Annotated in this window: 19 protein-coding genes; 7 read left to right on the forward strand and 12 right to left on the reverse strand. The window is 71.1% G+C overall.

Features of this window, described 5'->3' with window-relative positions; translation table 11 throughout:
- Window positions 1-135 precede the first annotated feature (135 nt).
- Window positions 136-1,455, reverse strand: coding sequence for a ribonuclease D (locus ACLQ2S_RS05185; RefSeq protein WP_425701205.1), 1,320 nt, complete (start codon window positions 1,453-1,455; stop codon window positions 136-138).
- 75 nt (window positions 1,456-1,530) lie between these two features.
- Entirely contained in the window at window positions 1,531-2,103 is a 573-nt protein-coding gene (locus ACLQ2S_RS05190; RefSeq protein WP_155215536.1) for a DUF3000 domain-containing protein, read from the reverse strand.
- Between the two features lie 215 nt (window positions 2,104-2,318).
- On the opposite strand from ACLQ2S_RS05190, the gene hemE reads away from it, so the two are divergent.
- Genes hemE through hemQ form a run of 3 tightly spaced genes read left to right on the forward strand, consistent with a single transcriptional unit; the run spans window position 2,319 to window position 5,526 of the window.
- On the forward strand, window positions 2,319-3,416 hold the full coding sequence (gene hemE / locus ACLQ2S_RS05195) for a uroporphyrinogen decarboxylase (protein ID WP_425701206.1): 1,098 nt from the start codon (window positions 2,319-2,321) through the stop codon (window positions 3,414-3,416).
- Window positions 3,417-3,421: 5 nt separating this feature from the next.
- The gene (gene hemG, locus ACLQ2S_RS05200) at window positions 3,422-4,828 is read left to right on the forward strand and encodes a protoporphyrinogen oxidase (protein WP_155215534.1); all 1,407 of its coding nucleotides are present in this window, start codon (window positions 3,422-3,424) and stop codon (window positions 4,826-4,828) included.
- Window positions 4,825-5,526 (forward strand): hydrogen peroxide-dependent heme synthase, encoded by a 702-nt coding sequence (gene hemQ, locus ACLQ2S_RS05205; RefSeq protein ID WP_425701207.1) that lies wholly within the window; start codon window positions 4,825-4,827, stop codon window positions 5,524-5,526. Before hemG ends, hemQ begins: the two co-directional genes overlap by 4 nt.
- Before the next feature lie 130 nt (window positions 5,527-5,656).
- On the opposite strand, the gene ACLQ2S_RS05210 is transcribed toward hemQ, so the two are convergent.
- From ACLQ2S_RS05210 to ACLQ2S_RS05225, 4 genes are all read right to left on the reverse strand, one after another.
- On the reverse strand, window positions 5,657-6,751 hold the full coding sequence (locus ACLQ2S_RS05210) for a lytic polysaccharide monooxygenase auxiliary activity family 9 protein (protein ID WP_155215532.1): 1,095 nt from the start codon (window positions 6,749-6,751) through the stop codon (window positions 5,657-5,659).
- A 289-nt stretch (window positions 6,752-7,040) separates the two neighbouring features.
- Entirely contained in the window at window positions 7,041-8,126 is a 1,086-nt protein-coding gene (locus ACLQ2S_RS05215) for a lytic polysaccharide monooxygenase auxiliary activity family 9 protein (protein ID WP_425701208.1), read from the reverse strand.
- Window positions 8,127-8,328: 202 nt separating this feature from the next.
- Window positions 8,329-8,772: a GNAT family N-acetyltransferase gene (locus tag ACLQ2S_RS05220; RefSeq protein WP_425701209.1), complete on the reverse strand. Its 444-nt coding sequence runs from the start codon at window positions 8,770-8,772 to the stop codon at window positions 8,329-8,331.
- 94 nt (window positions 8,773-8,866) lie between these two features.
- Window positions 8,867-9,127 (reverse strand): Prokaryotic metallothionein, encoded by a 261-nt coding sequence (locus ACLQ2S_RS05225; RefSeq protein WP_309222917.1) that lies wholly within the window; start codon window positions 9,125-9,127, stop codon window positions 8,867-8,869.
- A 152-nt stretch (window positions 9,128-9,279) separates the two neighbouring features.
- Here ACLQ2S_RS05225 and ACLQ2S_RS05230 point away from each other — a divergent pair, with 152 nt between their 5' ends.
- Window positions 9,280-10,029 (forward strand): lytic polysaccharide monooxygenase, encoded by a 750-nt coding sequence (locus ACLQ2S_RS05230; protein ID WP_155215528.1) that lies wholly within the window; start codon window positions 9,280-9,282, stop codon window positions 10,027-10,029.
- A 65-nt stretch (window positions 10,030-10,094) separates the two neighbouring features.
- Window positions 10,095-10,679, forward strand: a complete 585-nt coding sequence (locus tag ACLQ2S_RS05235) for a DUF305 domain-containing protein (protein ID WP_425701210.1) — start codon at window positions 10,095-10,097, stop codon at window positions 10,677-10,679.
- A gap of 124 nt (window positions 10,680-10,803) precedes the next feature.
- On the opposite strand, the gene msrB is transcribed toward ACLQ2S_RS05235, so the two are convergent.
- Window positions 10,804-11,214 (reverse strand): peptide-methionine (R)-S-oxide reductase MsrB, encoded by a 411-nt coding sequence (gene msrB / locus ACLQ2S_RS05240; RefSeq protein WP_309222799.1) that lies wholly within the window; start codon window positions 11,212-11,214, stop codon window positions 10,804-10,806.
- Window positions 11,215-11,261: 47 nt separating this feature from the next.
- On the opposite strand from msrB, the gene ligD reads away from it, so the two are divergent.
- Complete coding sequence (gene ligD / locus ACLQ2S_RS05245) at window positions 11,262-12,287, forward strand: non-homologous end-joining DNA ligase (RefSeq protein ID WP_155215527.1); 1,026 nt, start codon at window positions 11,262-11,264, stop codon at window positions 12,285-12,287.
- 3 nt (window positions 12,288-12,290) lie between these two features.
- Here ligD and ACLQ2S_RS05250 read toward each other — a convergent pair whose 3' ends face one another.
- The 3 genes from ACLQ2S_RS05250 to ACLQ2S_RS05260 are packed head-to-tail and all read right to left on the reverse strand — an operon-like array spanning window position 12,291 to window position 13,672.
- Window positions 12,291-12,584, reverse strand: a complete 294-nt coding sequence (locus ACLQ2S_RS05250; RefSeq protein WP_155215526.1) for a hypothetical protein — start codon at window positions 12,582-12,584, stop codon at window positions 12,291-12,293.
- Window positions 12,585-12,636: 52 nt separating this feature from the next.
- A complete protein-coding gene (locus ACLQ2S_RS05255; RefSeq protein WP_155215525.1) occupies window positions 12,637-12,834 on the reverse strand; it encodes a DUF397 domain-containing protein in 198 nt (65 codons plus the stop codon).
- The gene (locus ACLQ2S_RS05260) at window positions 12,827-13,672 is read right to left on the reverse strand and encodes a helix-turn-helix domain-containing protein (RefSeq protein ID WP_309222798.1); all 846 of its coding nucleotides are present in this window, start codon (window positions 13,670-13,672) and stop codon (window positions 12,827-12,829) included. Before ACLQ2S_RS05260 ends, ACLQ2S_RS05255 begins: the two co-directional genes overlap by 8 nt.
- A gap of 150 nt (window positions 13,673-13,822) precedes the next feature.
- Between ACLQ2S_RS05260 and ACLQ2S_RS05265 the strand changes: the two genes are divergently transcribed.
- Window positions 13,823-14,149, forward strand: coding sequence for a hypothetical protein (locus tag ACLQ2S_RS05265; protein WP_425701211.1), 327 nt, complete (start codon window positions 13,823-13,825; stop codon window positions 14,147-14,149).
- On the opposite strand, the gene ACLQ2S_RS05270 is transcribed toward ACLQ2S_RS05265, so the two are convergent.
- The gene (locus ACLQ2S_RS05270; RefSeq protein ID WP_425701212.1) at window positions 14,095-14,547 is read right to left on the reverse strand and encodes a GNAT family N-acetyltransferase; all 453 of its coding nucleotides are present in this window, start codon (window positions 14,545-14,547) and stop codon (window positions 14,095-14,097) included. The genes ACLQ2S_RS05265 and ACLQ2S_RS05270 overlap by 55 nt on opposite strands.
- A gap of 258 nt (window positions 14,548-14,805) precedes the next feature.
- Window positions 14,806-15,531, reverse strand: coding sequence for a DUF899 family protein (locus tag ACLQ2S_RS05275; RefSeq protein ID WP_425701213.1), 726 nt, complete (start codon window positions 15,529-15,531; stop codon window positions 14,806-14,808).
- Window positions 15,532-15,558: the final 27 nt, after the last annotated feature.

A 15,558-nucleotide genomic window follows, 5' to 3' on the forward strand; every position in this document is an offset into this window, starting at 1 on the left:
CCCCCACCCCCCCCCCCCCCCCCCACCCCCCCCCCCCCCCCCCCCCCCCCCCCCCGCCGTCACACCCCCCGCGTTGGGGGCCCCCCCCCCCCCCCCGCGCCCCCCAAAACTTCTTGATCAACGGGTCAAGCCGGGTCAGGAGGTGGGGGAGAGTGCGGTGGGGAGGTGGGGGAGGAGGAGGGCGATCTGCCATTCGCGGGCGTGGTGGTCGCGCAGGGCATCGGCGACGGTGGCTTCGGTGATCTCCTCGGGGGGCTGCCAGGCGATCCGGCGGATGATGTCGGGGGAGATCAGATTCTCCGGCGGCAGGTTGTGCTCGCCGGCCACCCGCAACACCACCTCGCGGCAGCGGGCCAGGCGGGCGGCGGCGGCCGGATCCCGCTCCGCCCAGCGGTGCGGCGGAGGCGGGCCGTCCACGGTCGGGGCCGCCGGCAGCGCGTCGTCCGGCAACTGCCGGGCTTCGTCGAGCGCCGCCAGCCAGGTACGGGCCAGCCGCCGCACCGAACGACCGCCGAAGCCGGGCAACGTGAGCAGTGTCTTCTCGTCCTTCGGGTCCAGTTCGGCCGCCGCGACGATGGCCGAGTCGGGCAGCACCCGCCCCGGCGCGGTGTCCCGTCGGGCGGCGATCTGGTCCCGCGCGTACCACAGGGCACGGACCCGGGCCTGTGCCCGCGCGCCACGGACGCGGTGGATTCCGGACGTCCGCCGCCACGGTTCGGCGCGTACCCGGGGCGGTCGGGCCCCGTTCAGCACGAGCGCGGCGAACTCCTGCGCCGCCCACTCGGACTTGCCCTGCCGGGCCAGCTCGGCGTCGAGGGCGTCGCGCAGGTCCGTCAGCAACTCGACGTCCAGCGCGGCATAGGTCAGCCAGGACTCGGGCAGCGGCCGGCTCGACCAGTCCGCCGCAGAGTGGTGCTTCTCCAGGCTGAACCCGAGCAGCTGCTCGGTGAGCGCCGCGAGCCCCACCCGCTCGAAACCGGCCAGCCGCGCCGCCAGCTCGGTGTCGAACAACCGGCGTGGACGCAGCCCCAACTCCGCGAGGCAGGGCAGATCCTGGTTCGCCGCGTGCAGCACCCACTCCGCGTCGGCGATCACCGCGTCCAGGGCGCTCAGGTCGGGCAGCGGCAGGGGATCGATCAACGCTGTGCCGGCACCGGCACGGCGCAACTGTACGAGGTAGGCCCGCTGGCTGTAGCGGTAGCCGGAGGCACGTTCGGCGTCCAGGGCCACCGGGCCGGTTCCGCCCGCGAACCGTGCCACGACCTCGGCGAACTGCTCCGGGTCGGCGACTGGCTCGGGGGTGCCCTCACGGGGCTCGGTCAGCGGCACGGACTGGCTGCCAACAGGCTCGGTCCCCGCGTCCGAGGGCTCCGACCGCGCCGATGGCGGGTGCTGCGTGTCGTTTCCCGTACGGCTTGCGGCGGCCCGACGGCGCAGGGGTGGTTCGTCGGTCACCTGACAACCCTAGTGCGCGAGTGGATCGAGTGCCGCGCACCCGCCCCGCCGCGTGTCGGCATACGTCGGACGGGCTCAGCCGGTGGCGGCGGAGCGGCGCTCCGGCAGCGCGGTGACCCCCGGCGGCGGCAGGCCGGCGGTGGAGGCGAGCAGGGTGCACCAGGCGTTCAGATGTGGGGCCAGGTCGACACAGGTCGGCGTCCACGAGGCGCGGATCTCCACGTCGCCGGCCGCGGGTGGCCCGGCCAGCTCACCGAATCGGGTCGACATCGTCTGTGTGATCGTCCCGCCGATGGCCCGGTATCCCGCGTCCTGGGCGTCGAGGGCGTCGGTGAGCCAGGTCCACCCCACCCCGGGCAGCAGTGGGTCGGCGGCGAGGTCGACCTCCAACTCGGCGGTCACGTAGGTGACCAGCCGCAGGGTGCCCTGCCACGCCTCGTGTCCGGCCGGATCGTGCAGCAGGATCAGCCGCCCGGTGGCCACCTCGTCGCCGTCGCGCAGCACCGTCGCCGAGAGCGCGAACGCGTAGGGGGCGAGCCGCTGCGGGGCCCCAACCTCCTCCAGAACGATCTCCGGCCGAGGCGTCGCCGACCGGAGACCCGCGACCGCGCGAGCGAACGTGTCAGGCAGCGCGATCGGGGGGGCCATGTCCGCAGCCTATGCCGCCGCCCGGGTCGCGACCGCGAGGCGCGCCGACGATCGACTCGCCGATGATCGCCACGGGTCGTCCACCCGACCGTACGGGTTCGACCGGGCCTCGGCGTTATCTTGCCATGGTGTTAATAAGGGGCCCCTGCTCTACCGGAGGCGTTAACAAGGGGCCCTTCCTTTCCAGAGGTCGGGCGCGTGGCACGATTGCCGCGATGACCACCGACACCACGGGCACCGCCGCCCGAGACGACGAACCCCGCCCTGGCGGGCCCGCCGATTCGCCCTTCGTGCGGGCGTGTCGCCGTCGGCCCGTACCGCACACGCCGGTCTGGTTCATGCGCCAGGCGGGCCGGTCGCTGCCGGAGTACCGGGAGATCCGGGCCAACGTGGCGATGCTGGAGTCGTGCCGCCGACCCGACCTGGTCACCGAGATCACCCTTCAGCCGGTACGCCGGCACGGGGTGGACGCCGCGATCCTCTTCAGCGACATCGTGGTGCCGGTGGCCGCCGCCGGGATCGACCTGGACATCGTGCCCGGCACCGGCCCGGTGGTGGCCGAGCCGGTGCGTACCGCCGCCGACATCGACCGGATCCGGCCGATCGGCCGCGACGACGTCGACTATGTCGACGAGGCGGTCCGGATGCTGGTCAAGGAGCTGGGCGACACCCCGCTGATCGGTTTCGCCGGGGCCCCGTTCACGCTTGCCAGCTACCTGGTGGAGGGCGGCCCGTCGCGCACCCACGCCAAGACGAAGGCGTTGATGTACGGCGAGCCCGAGCTGTGGCACGCGCTCGCCGGCCGACTGGCCGAGATGACCCTGGCGTTCCTGCGGGTGCAGATCGAGGCCGGTGTCTCGGCGGTGCAGTTGTTCGACTCGTGGGCCGGTGCGCTGTCCGAGGCCGACTACCGCCGGTTCGTGCTGCCCCACTCGACAGCGGTGCTCGCCGGGCTCGCCGACGCCGGTGTGCCGCGCATCCACTTCGGGGTGGGCACCGCCGAACTGCTCGGCGCGATGGGCGAGGCCGGCGCCGACGTGGTCGGCGTCGACTGGCGTACGCCGCTGGACGTCGCGACCCGCCGGATCGGGCCGGACCGGGCCGTGCAGGGCAACCTCGACCCGGCTCTGCTGCTGGCCCCCTGGCACGTGGTGGAGGCCGAGGTGCGCCGGATCCTGGAGCAGGGCCGCGCCGCGCCGGGGCACGTGTTCAACCTCGGCCACGGTGTGCTGCCGGAGACCGACCCGGAGGTGCTGACCCGGGTCGTCGCCCTGGTGCACGAGCTGTCCGCCGGGCCGGTCGGGCGGGACTGACCACGATGGCGACGCGGCGGCGGGTGGCGGTGGTCGGCGGCGGCATCGCCGGGCTGGCCGCTGCGGTCCGACTACGCGACCACGGCCCCGACCTCGACATCACCGTCTACGAGCAGTCCGGGACGCTCGGCGGCAAGCTGCGTACCGGCGAGCTGGCCGGGGGACCGGTCGAGTTCGGGGCCGAGGCGTTCCTGATGCGTGACCCGGCCGGTGGGGAGTCCGCCGCGCTGGCCCTGGTCCGTCGGCTCGGCCTGGCGGGGCGGATCGTGCACCCGAGCGTCGGGCAGGCGGCGCTGGCCCTGGCCGGTGGGCTGCGCCCGATCCCCGGCGGCACGCTGGTCGGCGTACCCGGTGATCTGGAGAAGGTGGCGGCGGTGGCCCGGCCGACCCCGGACGCCGACCGCGACGGCGGCGGGCCCCTGCTCGGTCCCGACCAGGACGTCTCGGTGGGCGCACTGGTCCGCGCGAGGTTCGGCGACGACGTGGTCGAACGGCTGGTCGACCCGATGCTCGGCGGGGTGTACGCGGGCCGCGCCGACGACCTGTCGCTGGTGGCCACCATGCCCGCGCTGGCCCGCGCCGCCCGGGTGGAGCACACGCTGCTCGCCGCCGTGCGCCGGGCGCTGGCCGCCACGCCGCGCGCCCCCGGCGAGCCGGTCTTCGGCACCCTCGACGGCGGACTGAGCACCCTGGTCGACGCGGCGGTCGCCGCCAGCGGCGCGACGATCCGCCGCCACGCGGCGGTACGCGAACTCACCCCGACCGGCCCCGGCTGGCGGCTGACCGTCGGCCCGACCCGCGACCCCGAGCACGTCGACGTGGACGCGGTGGTGTTGGCGGTACCGGCCCGACCGGCCGCGCGTCTGCTCGCCGACGTGGCCGCCGACGCGGCGACGCTGATCGGCGAGCTGGACTACGCCAGCGTCGCCCTGGTCACCCTCGCACTGCCCGAACCGGCCCTGCCGGAACTCTCCGGCCTCCTGGTGCCCTCCACCGAGGGCCTGCTGGTCAAGGCGTCCACCTTCTTCACCACCAAGTGGGGGCACCTGCGCCGGCCGGACGGGCTGGCGCTGGTGCGCGCCTCGGTGGGTCGCTACGGCGACGAGGAGCAACTCCAGCGCTCCGACGAGGATCTCGCCGCCATCGTGCACCGGGAACTGTCGGCGGTGCTGGGCACACCGCTGCCGACACCGGTCGCCGGGCACGTGCAGCGCTGGGGCGGGGCGTTGCCGCAGTACGCCCCCGGTCACCTCGACCGGGTCGCCGCCGCCCGGTCGGCGCTGCGGGCGGCACATCCGACGCTGCGGCTGGCCGGTGCCGGCTACGACGGGATCGGCATCCCGATCTGCGTCCGCTCCGGCGAGACGGCGGCCGAGGAGATCATCACCGCATTGGAAGGATCCGCGACATGACCGACCAGAGCAACGCGGCCCGGCTGCGCGAGCTGAACTCCACCATCCGCTACACCATGTGGTCGGTGTTCCGGGCCAGCGCGCCGCTGCCGTCGCTGCGCGACAACGTCAGCGGCGAGGTGGAGTCGCTGATCGAGGAACTGGCCGGCAAGGACGTGGTGGTGCGCGGCACCTACGACGTGTCCGGACTACGCGCTGACGCGGACCTGATGATCTGGTGGCACTCCTCGTCCAGCGACGCCCTTCAGGACGCGTACCTGCGGTTGCGGCGAACCGCCCTGGGTCGGGCGATGTCCCCGGTCTGGTCGCAGATGGCACTGCACCGACCGGCCGAGTTCAACAAGAGCCACATCCCGGCGTTCCTGGCCGGTGAGGAGGCCCGCGCCTACCTCTGCGTCTACCCGTTCGTCCGCTCCTACGACTGGTACCTGCTGCCCGACGCCGAGCGGCGGGAACTGCTGGCCGAGCACGGCCAGATGGCGCGCGGCTACCCGGACGTGCGGGCCAACACGGTCGCCTCCTTCGCACTCGGCGACTACGAGTGGATGCTCGCCTTCGAGGCCGACGAGCTGCACCGCATCGTCGACCTGATGCGTGACCTGCGTGCCTCCCGGGCCCGGCTGCACGTACGCGAAGAGGTCCCCTTCTACACCGGCCGTCGGCGCGCGATCGCCGACATCGTCTCCGCCCTCCCCTGAGCTGTGTGCAAGGAAGGGCACCTTGTTAACGCCTGGCGTGGTAAAGGGGGCCCTTCCTAACACGCGGGGCGCCTGTGGCTGGACCGGGCGGGGCCGCGCCTGAGGGAGTGTGGCGCGGCCCCGCCCGGGGTCAGGTGGTCGCGGTGCAGGTCACCGTCGGCGTGCTGGTGCTGTTGCCGGAGGCGAGAAAGCCGAAGCTGGTGCTGCCGCCGGCACCGAGGTTGCCGTTGTAGCTGACGTTGGTCGCGGTCACCGTGGAGCCGCTGGAGCTGACTGTGGCGTTCCAGGCTTGGCTGACCTGTTGGCCGTCGGCGTACGTCAAGGTCACCCGCCAACCGCTGATGGCCGCGTTGCCGGCGGTCACCTGGACCTCACCCTGGAATCCGCCGGACCAGCTGTTGGTGACCTGGTACGTCGCCGAGCAGGCACCCGTCACCGGCGGGTTGGAGGGCGGCGGCGTGCTCGGCGGGGGAGTGCTCGGCGGGGGAGTGCTCGGCGGCGGCGTCGTGGGCGGCGGCGTGGTGGGCGGCGGGTTGGATCCGCCGAACTGCACGTCGCTGCAGATGTAGTACGACTGGTCGAAGTGGCTGGCCTGCCAGACCGTGAAGATGACGTGCCGACCGGTGCGGCCGGGCGCGTTCACCGGAATCTGGATCGACACCCCGTCGACCTCACGTTGCCACTGCGACGCCGGGGTGTTGCCGATCTGGCCGACAAGTTCCAGGTCGGACCAGGCCAGTGGCTTGGTGAGCGTGTCCACGCCCTGCCGGGTGGCGTACACCCGGATGTAGTCGGCACCGTGGCTGGCCTGGTCGAAGAACTTCAACTGGAAGCTGTTGGCGACCGGGGTGGTCCGCCAGGCACCTACCGCGTCGAGGGCGTTGTAGCGACCGCCCTCGGCCCGCCCGCCCGAGCAGAGCTGGCCGTCCGGCACGGCGGCCTGGTGGTTGCCGCCCACACCCTCGCGGAGTTGGCCGTTCCAGTTCCACATGGCGCTCGGGTCGGCCTGCCAGGCCTGCCAACACATCGGGTCCTCGGTGGCCATCCGCGGGTTCATGTGGTCGCCACCCCAGCGCTCCCAGCAGCCGTAGGCGCGCGACGCGGGGTTGACCACGGAGCCGTGCGCGGAGGCGGGGTTGGCCAGCGCGGTGGTGAGCAGCAAGAGGGCGACGGCCACGATGGCCAGCGGCCAGGCAGCACGTGGTGATCTGAGTACGTTCGGCATGGAGCTCCCCAAGGGAATTGTCAGTTCGCGACTGCGCCCGGACGCTCGGGAGTTGCCTCTCCCGTGGCCGATCTGCGTTGCCCTTGTGGTGTGGCTCCGAGGGGAGCGTGCCACGAAGTATCGGCGTACGTCAACGCGGGAAGCGTTCTCCGCAGCGGGGTTCGGCACCGCCAGACCGGTGCTGGCCACCCCGCCGGGCTGCCGGGTGCCGATGCCCGGCCTTTCGGCTGCCGCTCACCGTGCCGGGCGGGGCCGCGCCCGAGGAAGTGTGGCGCGGCCCCGGCCGGGGTCAGGTGGTCGCCGTGCAGGTCAGCGTCGGTGTGCTGTTGGTGCCGCTGGTCGAGGCCAGGAAACCGAAGGTGGTGCTGGCGGCGGCACCGAGACTGCCGTTGTGCCCGACGTTCTGAGCGGTCACCGTCGAGCCGCTGGTGGTGACGGTGGCGTTCCAGGACTGGTTGATCTGCTGCCCGTTGGCGTACGTCCACCGCACCGTCCAGCCTCGGATGGGGGCGCTGCCGGCCGTCACCTGGACCTCACCCTGGAATCCGCCGGACCAGCTGTTGGTGACCCGGTACGTCGCCGAGCAGGCGCCCGTCACCGGCGGGTCGGAGGGCGGCGGCGTGCTGGGCGGCGGCGTGGTGGGCGAGGGCGTGCTCGGCGGCGGCGTGGTGGTGGGGGGCGGGTTGGATCCGCCGAACTGCACGTCGCTACAGATGTAGTACGACTGGTCGGAGTGGCTGGCCTGCCAGATCGTGTAGATGACGTGCCGTCCGGTGCGCCCGGGAGCGTTGACCGGGATCTCGATGGACACTCCGCCGGGCTCCTGCTGCCACTGGGAGGCCGGCGTGTTGCCGATCTGCCCGACCAGTTCCAGGTGCGACCAGGCCAGGGGCGTGGTCAGCGCGTCGTAGCCCTGCCGGGTGGCGTACACCCGGATGTAGTCGGCACCGTGACTGGCCTGGTCGTAGAACTTCAGCCGGAAGCTGTTGGCGACCGAGGTGGTCCGCCACGCGCCCGGGGTGTCCATCGCCCGGTAGCGCCCGTTCTCGGTGCGCCCGCCGGAGCAGAGCTGACCGTCGGGGATGGCGGCCTGGTGGTTGCCGGCCACCCCCTCGCGGTAGAGGCCGTTCCAGTTCCACATGGCGTTGGTGTCGGTCTGCCACGCCTGCCAGCACATCGGGTCCTCGGTGGCCATCCGAGGGTTCTGGAAGTCGTTTCCCCAGCGTTGCCAGCAGCCGTAGTTGCGGGAGACCGGGTCGGCCACCGAGCCGTGCGCGGAGGCGGGTGCCACCAGAGCCGTGGTGAGGAGCAGTGTGGCGATGGCCGCGACGGCCAGCAGCCAGAGTGCCCGCGATGATCTGAGTGAGTTGGACATGGAGCCCCCAGGGGGAGTCGTCGGATTTCGACATCGCCCGGACGCTCGGGAGTTGCCCTCTCCCGTGCTGTCAGCGTGCCCACGCGTGCTGACTCGACCGGAAGGATGGCACGTTTGATCGGTGTACGTCAATGAGGAAAGCGATTTCCGGCATCAGGTGCGAGGGGTTGTCGAAACGCTTCCAGCACCGGTTTCGGGTCGCTCAGCAGATCCGGCGCATCGGGGTGTGCGGGATGCCGTCCTCGACGTACTCCGGCCCGCTGACCGTGAAGCCGTGCCGGGCGTAGAACTCCACCAGGTGCGACTGCGCGTCCAGTACGCACGGCCGGTCGCCGATCTCCGCCAGGGCCGCCGTCATCAGCCGTCCCGCGTGCCCGGCCCCCCGGGCGTCCGGTGCCACCACCACCCGCCCGATCCTGGCGACCCCGCCGGGGTCGGCCAGAATTCGCAGGTACGCCACCGGGGCGCCGTGCTGCGCCAGCCACAGATGCCGGGTGCCGGGTTCGACGTCGCGCCCGTCGATCTCCGGGTACGCACACTCCTGCTCGACCACGAAGACGTCGACCCGCAGGCGTACCAGGTCGTGGAAGGTTCGGGTGTCCAACTCGTCGAAGCTGGCGATCCGGAGCAGGGGCGTGGCGGGCATGCCGACAGGCTAGTGCGGTGACTCAGGGATCTTGCCGCTGCCTACCGGTGCTGCGCGGGTGTGCGGGTGGTGCGTGGTAGTGGTGGCGGGGCGGTCAGGCGGGGCGTGCGCCGACGGCGTCGCGGATCTCGGCACCGTGTTCGGCTTCCACCGAGCGGGCACAGTGGCCGCAGCAGAAGAACCGACCGGAGACCTCGACCCCGTGGCCGGAGATCTTGATGCCGCAGTGCTCGCAGATCGGTGCCAGCTTGTGGATCGCGCACTCGAAGCTGTCGAAGGTGTGCACGTCGCCGCTGACCGTCCGTACCTCGAACGCCAGCCAGTAGTCGTTGCCGCAGACCTCGCAGGTAGCCACGCCCCGTACCTCCATCGGTAGACCTTTTGTCCCATCTTGCGGCACTGCGCCGGGCGGTCCTTGTTTTATTGATAGTAGTCTTTACTGTTAACAAGGTTTAAATTATGTTGGTGGCACCTCACCAGGCATCACGCCGACAAGGAGTTGCCGCCATGCGCCGAAGACTCACCCTTCCGCTCGTCGCGACGGGCGCCATGGTTTCCACCCTGGCCGTCGCCACCCCCGCCCAGGCCCACGGCTACGTCTCAGCACCGCCGAGCCGCCAGGCGCTCTGCGCCCAGAACCGGGTGCCCGACTGCGGGCAGATCAGGTGGGAACCGCAGAGCGTCGAAGGCCCCAAGGGCTTGCGCAACTGCCACGCCAACATCTCGCACTTCGCCGTCCTCAACGACGACAACCGGGGCTGGCCGGCCACCTCGGTCGGCACCACCGTGACGTTCACCTGGGTCAACACGGCCATGCACGCCACCCGCGACTGGGAGTACTTCATCGGCAACACCCGCGTCGCGGTCTTCTCCGGCGGCGGACGCCAGCCCGGCCCGACCGTCTCGCACACCGTCAACCTCTCCGGCTACCCAGGTCGGCAGAAGCTGCTGGCGGTGTGGAACATCGCCGACACCGCCAACGCCTTCTACTCCTGCGTCGACCTCCAGGTCGGTGGTGGCGGCGGCAACCCGACGCCGAGTCCGAGCCCGAGCCCGACCACCAACCCGCCGTCGCCGACCCCGACGGTCGCGCCGACGACCAACCCGCCCACCGGCGGCACCTGGACAGCCGGTCGCGCGTACGCCGTCGGCGACCAGGTCACCTACGGCGGTCGCACCTACGTCTGCCGGCAGGCGCACACCGCCCTCGCCGGATGGGAACCGCCGAACGTACCGGCACTGTGGAGCCAGATCTGACCGACGGGAGATGCGGCCGACTCCGGTCGCATCTCCCGCCCGCCGTACCGCCCGCCGGGCCCGCCGTGCGACGTGCTCGACGTGCCGCGCTGCGGGTGTTGCCACCCCACCTGCTCGCGGTGCTGCTCGCCGTCACCGGGTGCGGCGCGCCCGCACCCACCGAGGCGACCGGCTCGGCGGCCGTGACCCGAGCCGCGACGCCGGGCGAGCTGACCGGCATCGACCTGCTGTTTCTGTCGATGATGGCCGGGCACACCGAGCAGACCCTCCAGATCGTCCGGCTCGTGCGGGACCGGCTGACCGACCCCGAGCTGCGGACCCTGGTCGCCGCCGTCGAGGTGACCGAGGCCGACGAACTGGCCACCGTACGCGGCTGGCTGGCTCAGGCCGGGCGCAGTGCCCGCGCCGACGACCACGCCGGGCACGGCACCGACCCTGAACAGGTGGCGCGACTGCGCGACGCCCCGACCGCCGAGGTCGACCGAGTGTTGATCGACGTGCTCAGCAGCCACCAGCAGGCAGCGGCCGACCTGGCCCGCGCACACCTGGCGGCGGGTAGCGACGCACGGGTGCTCGACCTGGCCCGGCGCGTCGAGCAGTCGCGTACCGCCCAGGTCGCGCTGATGGGCGAGCGGCCCGCAGCCGGTTGACCAGCCGACGCCGCGACCGCCCGACGTCGATAGTCGGGCGGACGCGCGGTCGGTGTCGGTAGTCGGGTGACGCGCGGTCGGCAACGGGCGGGTCAGGCCTCGCTCAGGTTAAGCCTCGCTCGGTTCAGGCCCCGCTCGGGTCCAGGCGGATGGAGAGCGAGTTCACGCAGTGCCGGGTGTTCTTCGGGGTGAAGCCCTCACCACGGAAGACGTGCCCGAGGTGGCTGTCGCAGCGAGCGCAACGGATCTCGGTGCGACGCATGCCGAGCGAGTTGTCCTCGATCTCCTTGATCGCGCCGGGGATCGCGTCGTCGAAGCTGGGCCAGCCACAGTGCGAGTCGAACTTGGTGTCACTCGGGTACAACTCGACACCGCAGGCCCGACACCGGTACATACCCGGCGTCTTGGTGTCGACGTACTCACCGGTCCACGCGGGTTCGGTGCCGTGCTCGCGCAGCACCCGGAACTCGTCGGGGCTGAGCCGGACCCGCCACTCGTCCTCGGTGCGGGGCAGTTCGCTGTCGGGAAGAGTCACCGCTCAACCGTACGCCGAAGGTCGTACCCGTCGCATATGGTCGCGCAATGGGTGGCACGAAGGCTGCGGCCGAGCAGATCGAGGTGGCCGGGCGCACCGTACGACTGTCCAGCCCCGATCGGGTGATCTTCCCGGAGCGTGGCTTCACCAAGGCCGACGTCTTCCACTACTACCTCAGCGTGGGCGACGGCATCATGCGGGCGCTGGGTGACCGGCCGACGACCCTGCAACGCTTCCCCGACGGCATCGAGGGGGAGATGTTCTTCCAGAAGCGGGTGCCGACCCGGGGCGTGCCGCCCTGGGTGCGTACCGTCGAGATCAGTTTCCCCAGCGGGCGCAAGGCCGCGGAGCTCTGCCCGGCGGACCTGGCCCACGTGGCCTGGGCAGCACAGATGGGCACGGTGGTGTTCCACCCGTGGCCCGTGCGCGCCACCGACGTCGACCAGCCCGACGAGCTGCGGGTCGACCTCGACCCGCAGCCCGGCACCGACTTCGCCCACGCCGCGACGGCCGCCGCCGAGCTGCGCGCGATCCTCGACGAGCTGGGCGTGCCGGGCTGGCCGAAGACCTCCGGCGGTCGAGGTGTGCACGTCTACCTGCGCATCCAACCGCGCTGGACGTTCGTCGAGGTACGCCGGGCCACCATCGCGCTGGCCCGTGAACTGGCCCGCCGCCGACCCGACCTGGTTACCACCGCCTGGTGGAAGGAGGAACGCGGCGAACGGGTCTTCGTGGACTACAACCAGATGGCCCGCGACCGCACCATCGCCTGCGCGTACTCGCTGCGCGCCAACGCCCGGGCGACCGTCTCCACCCCGGTCACCTGGGACGAGCTTCCCGACGTCGACCCGGACGACTTCGACCTGTGTACCGTGCCGGAACGGCTGGCCCAGCGCGGCGATCCGCACGCCGGCATCGACGACGCCGCGTGGGACATCACACCGCTGCTGGAGTGGGCCGAGCGGGACGCCGCAGCCGGCGAGGGCGACCTGCCCTACCCACCCGACCATCCGAAGATGCCGGGCGAACCGAAGCGGGTCCAACCCTCCAAGGACCGCGACCGCCCCCGCTGACCATCACCGGCGCGTCTCGCCCGCCTCCACCACGGTCTTGGCAGTCAGCAGGTCCGCGCCGGTGATCTTCCGGTACTCCGCGATCGCCTTGATCTTGTTACCGCGGGCAAGCTCCTCCCGGACGGCCGGGGGTAGCGGGTCGGTGTCGGCGACGCCGAGGTGATCCATCACCAGGGTCAGCCGCCGCTCCAGCTCGGTCAGCCGGTACGCGGTGCGGGCCACCTCGCGGCGGCTCGGCGCCTGCGCGAGCAGCAGGCCGATGACCAGGGCGAGGAGTGTGGCCAGAAGGATGTCCATGCCGATGATCGAACCAGCCCCGCGCTACGGCGGGCAACGCGCCGATCGAGCGTCAGCTCGGGGTGCCACCCTTCACACCGTTCACGAAGCAGCGCCACTGGGAGGTGTCGAACCGCAGCACCGGCCCGTCGGCGTCCTTGCTGTCCCGCACCCCCACGACCCGGGCAAGGTTGTCCGCCACCTCCACGCAGTTGCCTTGGTCGCTGCTGCGGCTGGCCTTCCGCCAGATCGCACCGGTCAGATCAGTCATGCTGCCTCTCCTTGACTTGCCGCATCAGCGTCTGGGACGCCTCGACGCTCAACGCCTCGGCACTGATGTGCTTCCAGAGTTCGGCATACGCGCGGACCTCTTCCAGCCGGTCAAGGTATAGCGCGCCGGTGAGTCCCTCGCAGTACACGGTGGTCGGCTCGGCTGACCGAGCACCCTGGGTGGGAAAGTCCAGGATGACGAAGCTTCCGGCCACGGCAGCACGAGTCAGCTTGCTTTCAAGCGGGGAGATCCTGATCGACACGTTGGGTCTCTCGCTGGCCGCAAGCAGTCGGTCAATCTGCTCAGCCATGCCGGGCACGCTCCTGTGCAGAACGCCCTCGTCCAGGATTGCATCAAGGGTGGGCGCGGCCGGACGTTGCCTGGCGAGAACGCGTTGGCGTTCCAACCGCAGCTCAACGATCTTCGCGACCTCCTCGTCCGTGATGCCCGGCCGAGATCGCGCGACTGCCGCCGTGTACTCGGGAGTCTGTAGGAGTCCAGGAACCAGGCCGTGCTCGTAGGTGCGGATGTGGCTCGCGGCCGATTCGAGCCCGACGTACAGCTGAAACCACCGAGGGATCACCTCGCCGTAGGCGTGGTACCAGCCCTTGCCCTTGGACTCCTTCGCGAGGCTGATCAGGACCTCCGACGTCTCCGGCGAGGCACCGTACAGCCGGCACATCTGTTCGACGTCCAGTGCGCGGATCGGGGTCTGGCCGGACTCGATCCGGTACATCTTCGCCCGTGACCATTCAAGATCTGAGGCGGCGGCTTCCAAGCCGATGCCGGCCTGTTCGCGGGCTTGGCGGAGCAGACGTCCCAGTTCTCGACGAGGCACCGTAGAGCCGACTAGCCCGGTACCTACCGCGCCGGTCGACCTGCGTGCGAACGCCCCGACGGGGGTCCAGCCACGACAGCGGCCGTTGACGAGGGTCGGGCAGCAGCTCTTTAGCCACACGGTGCGGCGGTGTAACCAGCGGAGCTACCAGTGAGCGGGGAGCAGGGGATCGGGTCCGTCGAGGTGGCGGACCTGCCCGAGATCGAGGTCGACAGCAAGCCGGAACTGCTGGTGCTCGTGGCGGAGAACGACATCCCGATCGGCTGGGCGATCGTCCTGCCCGAGGGTGACTTCTGGCTGATCCGGGTCCGCCCGGTCCTTGACCCACGGGTCGAGTCTGGCGACGCTGACGACCTTCTGGGCCTGCGTCATCAACTGCGACGTGGGGCGACCCAGGCTGGCAGGGCGTCCGTCCGCCGGTGTCAGAGACTGAGCTTCATGCCCTCGTGGCTGGCGACGAAGCCGAGCCCGAGATAGAAGCGGTGCGCGTCGTGGCGGGCCTTGTCGGTGGTGAGCTGCACCAGACCGCAGCCGTGCTGCCGCGCCTGGTCGATCGCCCACGTCATCATCTGCCGGCCCAGACCCCGTCCGCGCTGGTCCGAGCGGACCCGGACCGACTCGATCAACTGCCGCTCGGTGCCGTGCCGGCCGAGCCCCGGAATGTAGGTGAGCTGCATGCAGCCGAGCAACTCACCCCCCGCCTCGGCGACGATGAGCTGGTTACGCGGGTCGGCGGTGATCTCCGCGAACGCCTTCTCGTACCTGGCGTCGACCTCGCCGACGTCACGGGTACGCCCCAGCATGTCGTCGGCGAGCAGGTCGAGGATGGCCGGCAGGTCGGCCCGAACCGCGTCACGGAAGATCACGTCGCCCATCCCGCGAGCGTCCCACAACGGCGTGCCCCGATGCGCGGCAGAGTCTCTCCGACGTCAGGCACGCGTACGCCCGCCGGGCCGTTCTTCAGCAACGTGGTGCCCGGCGGCCAGACCACCACCCCTGCGCCCCTGCTTCGCTCCGCAGGATCAGACAGCCGTGAGCTAGGGACCATGTCGAAGTCCCTGGGCGCGCCGTAGGTGGCCCAGGGACTTCGTTTAGTTGGCCTGAGGCAGGTGGCAACCGTTCGACTGGGGTTCTCAGTGACAGTGGTGCTGGTCCGACTGGACCGGTGTCGCGCCGGGGCGGGTCCACTGGGCTACCGGGCGGCCGTCCTTGCGCCACCAGCTGTACGTAGGGTCGGCCTGCGGCCAGCCTTCGGGGGAGTCCTCCCAGGCTTCCTGTCGTCCGTAGGCCGTCATGTCGAGCAGCTTGAGCGAGCCCATGATCGCCTCGACGCCGCGACCGGTCGTCTCGTAGGTGAGGAACACCCGGTCACCCCGGCGCAGGTAGCAGGCGATGTTGCCGCCGCCGGCGACCGCGGGCTCGTCGATGCCGTACGTCGAGTACCAGGGGTGAAGGTAGCCCATGAACTCGCGGAACGGTGCGATCTCCTCGTACGGTCCCTCGGCGAAGACCGCGAACCTGGTGCCCCGTGCCTCCAGGTAGCTAGCCTCGTGGAAGTTCCAGATGCTGATGGTGCAGCCTTCGCACTGCTCCTCGAACGGCTTGCCGAGGTGCCACATGTGCTTGTAGACCACGAGTTGGTCACGCCCGTCGAAGAGGTCGAGCAGCGAGACCGGGCCCCGCTCGCCGACCAGTTTGACCGGGTTGACCTCGGTCATCGGGAGGCGACGGCGGGCAGCGGCGATGGCATCACCCGCCCGGGTGTGCTCCTTCTCCCGGACGAGGAGTGCGTTTCGCTCTCGGAGCCACGTGTCGCGGTCGACCACCGGAGGTGCTGGTGGTGTATCCATACTCTGCATACCGCTACTATAAACATAGCGTCCACT

Source organism: Micromonospora sp. DT48 (assembly GCF_049844495.1).
Lineage (GTDB): Bacteria > Actinomycetota > Actinomycetes > Mycobacteriales > Micromonosporaceae > Micromonospora.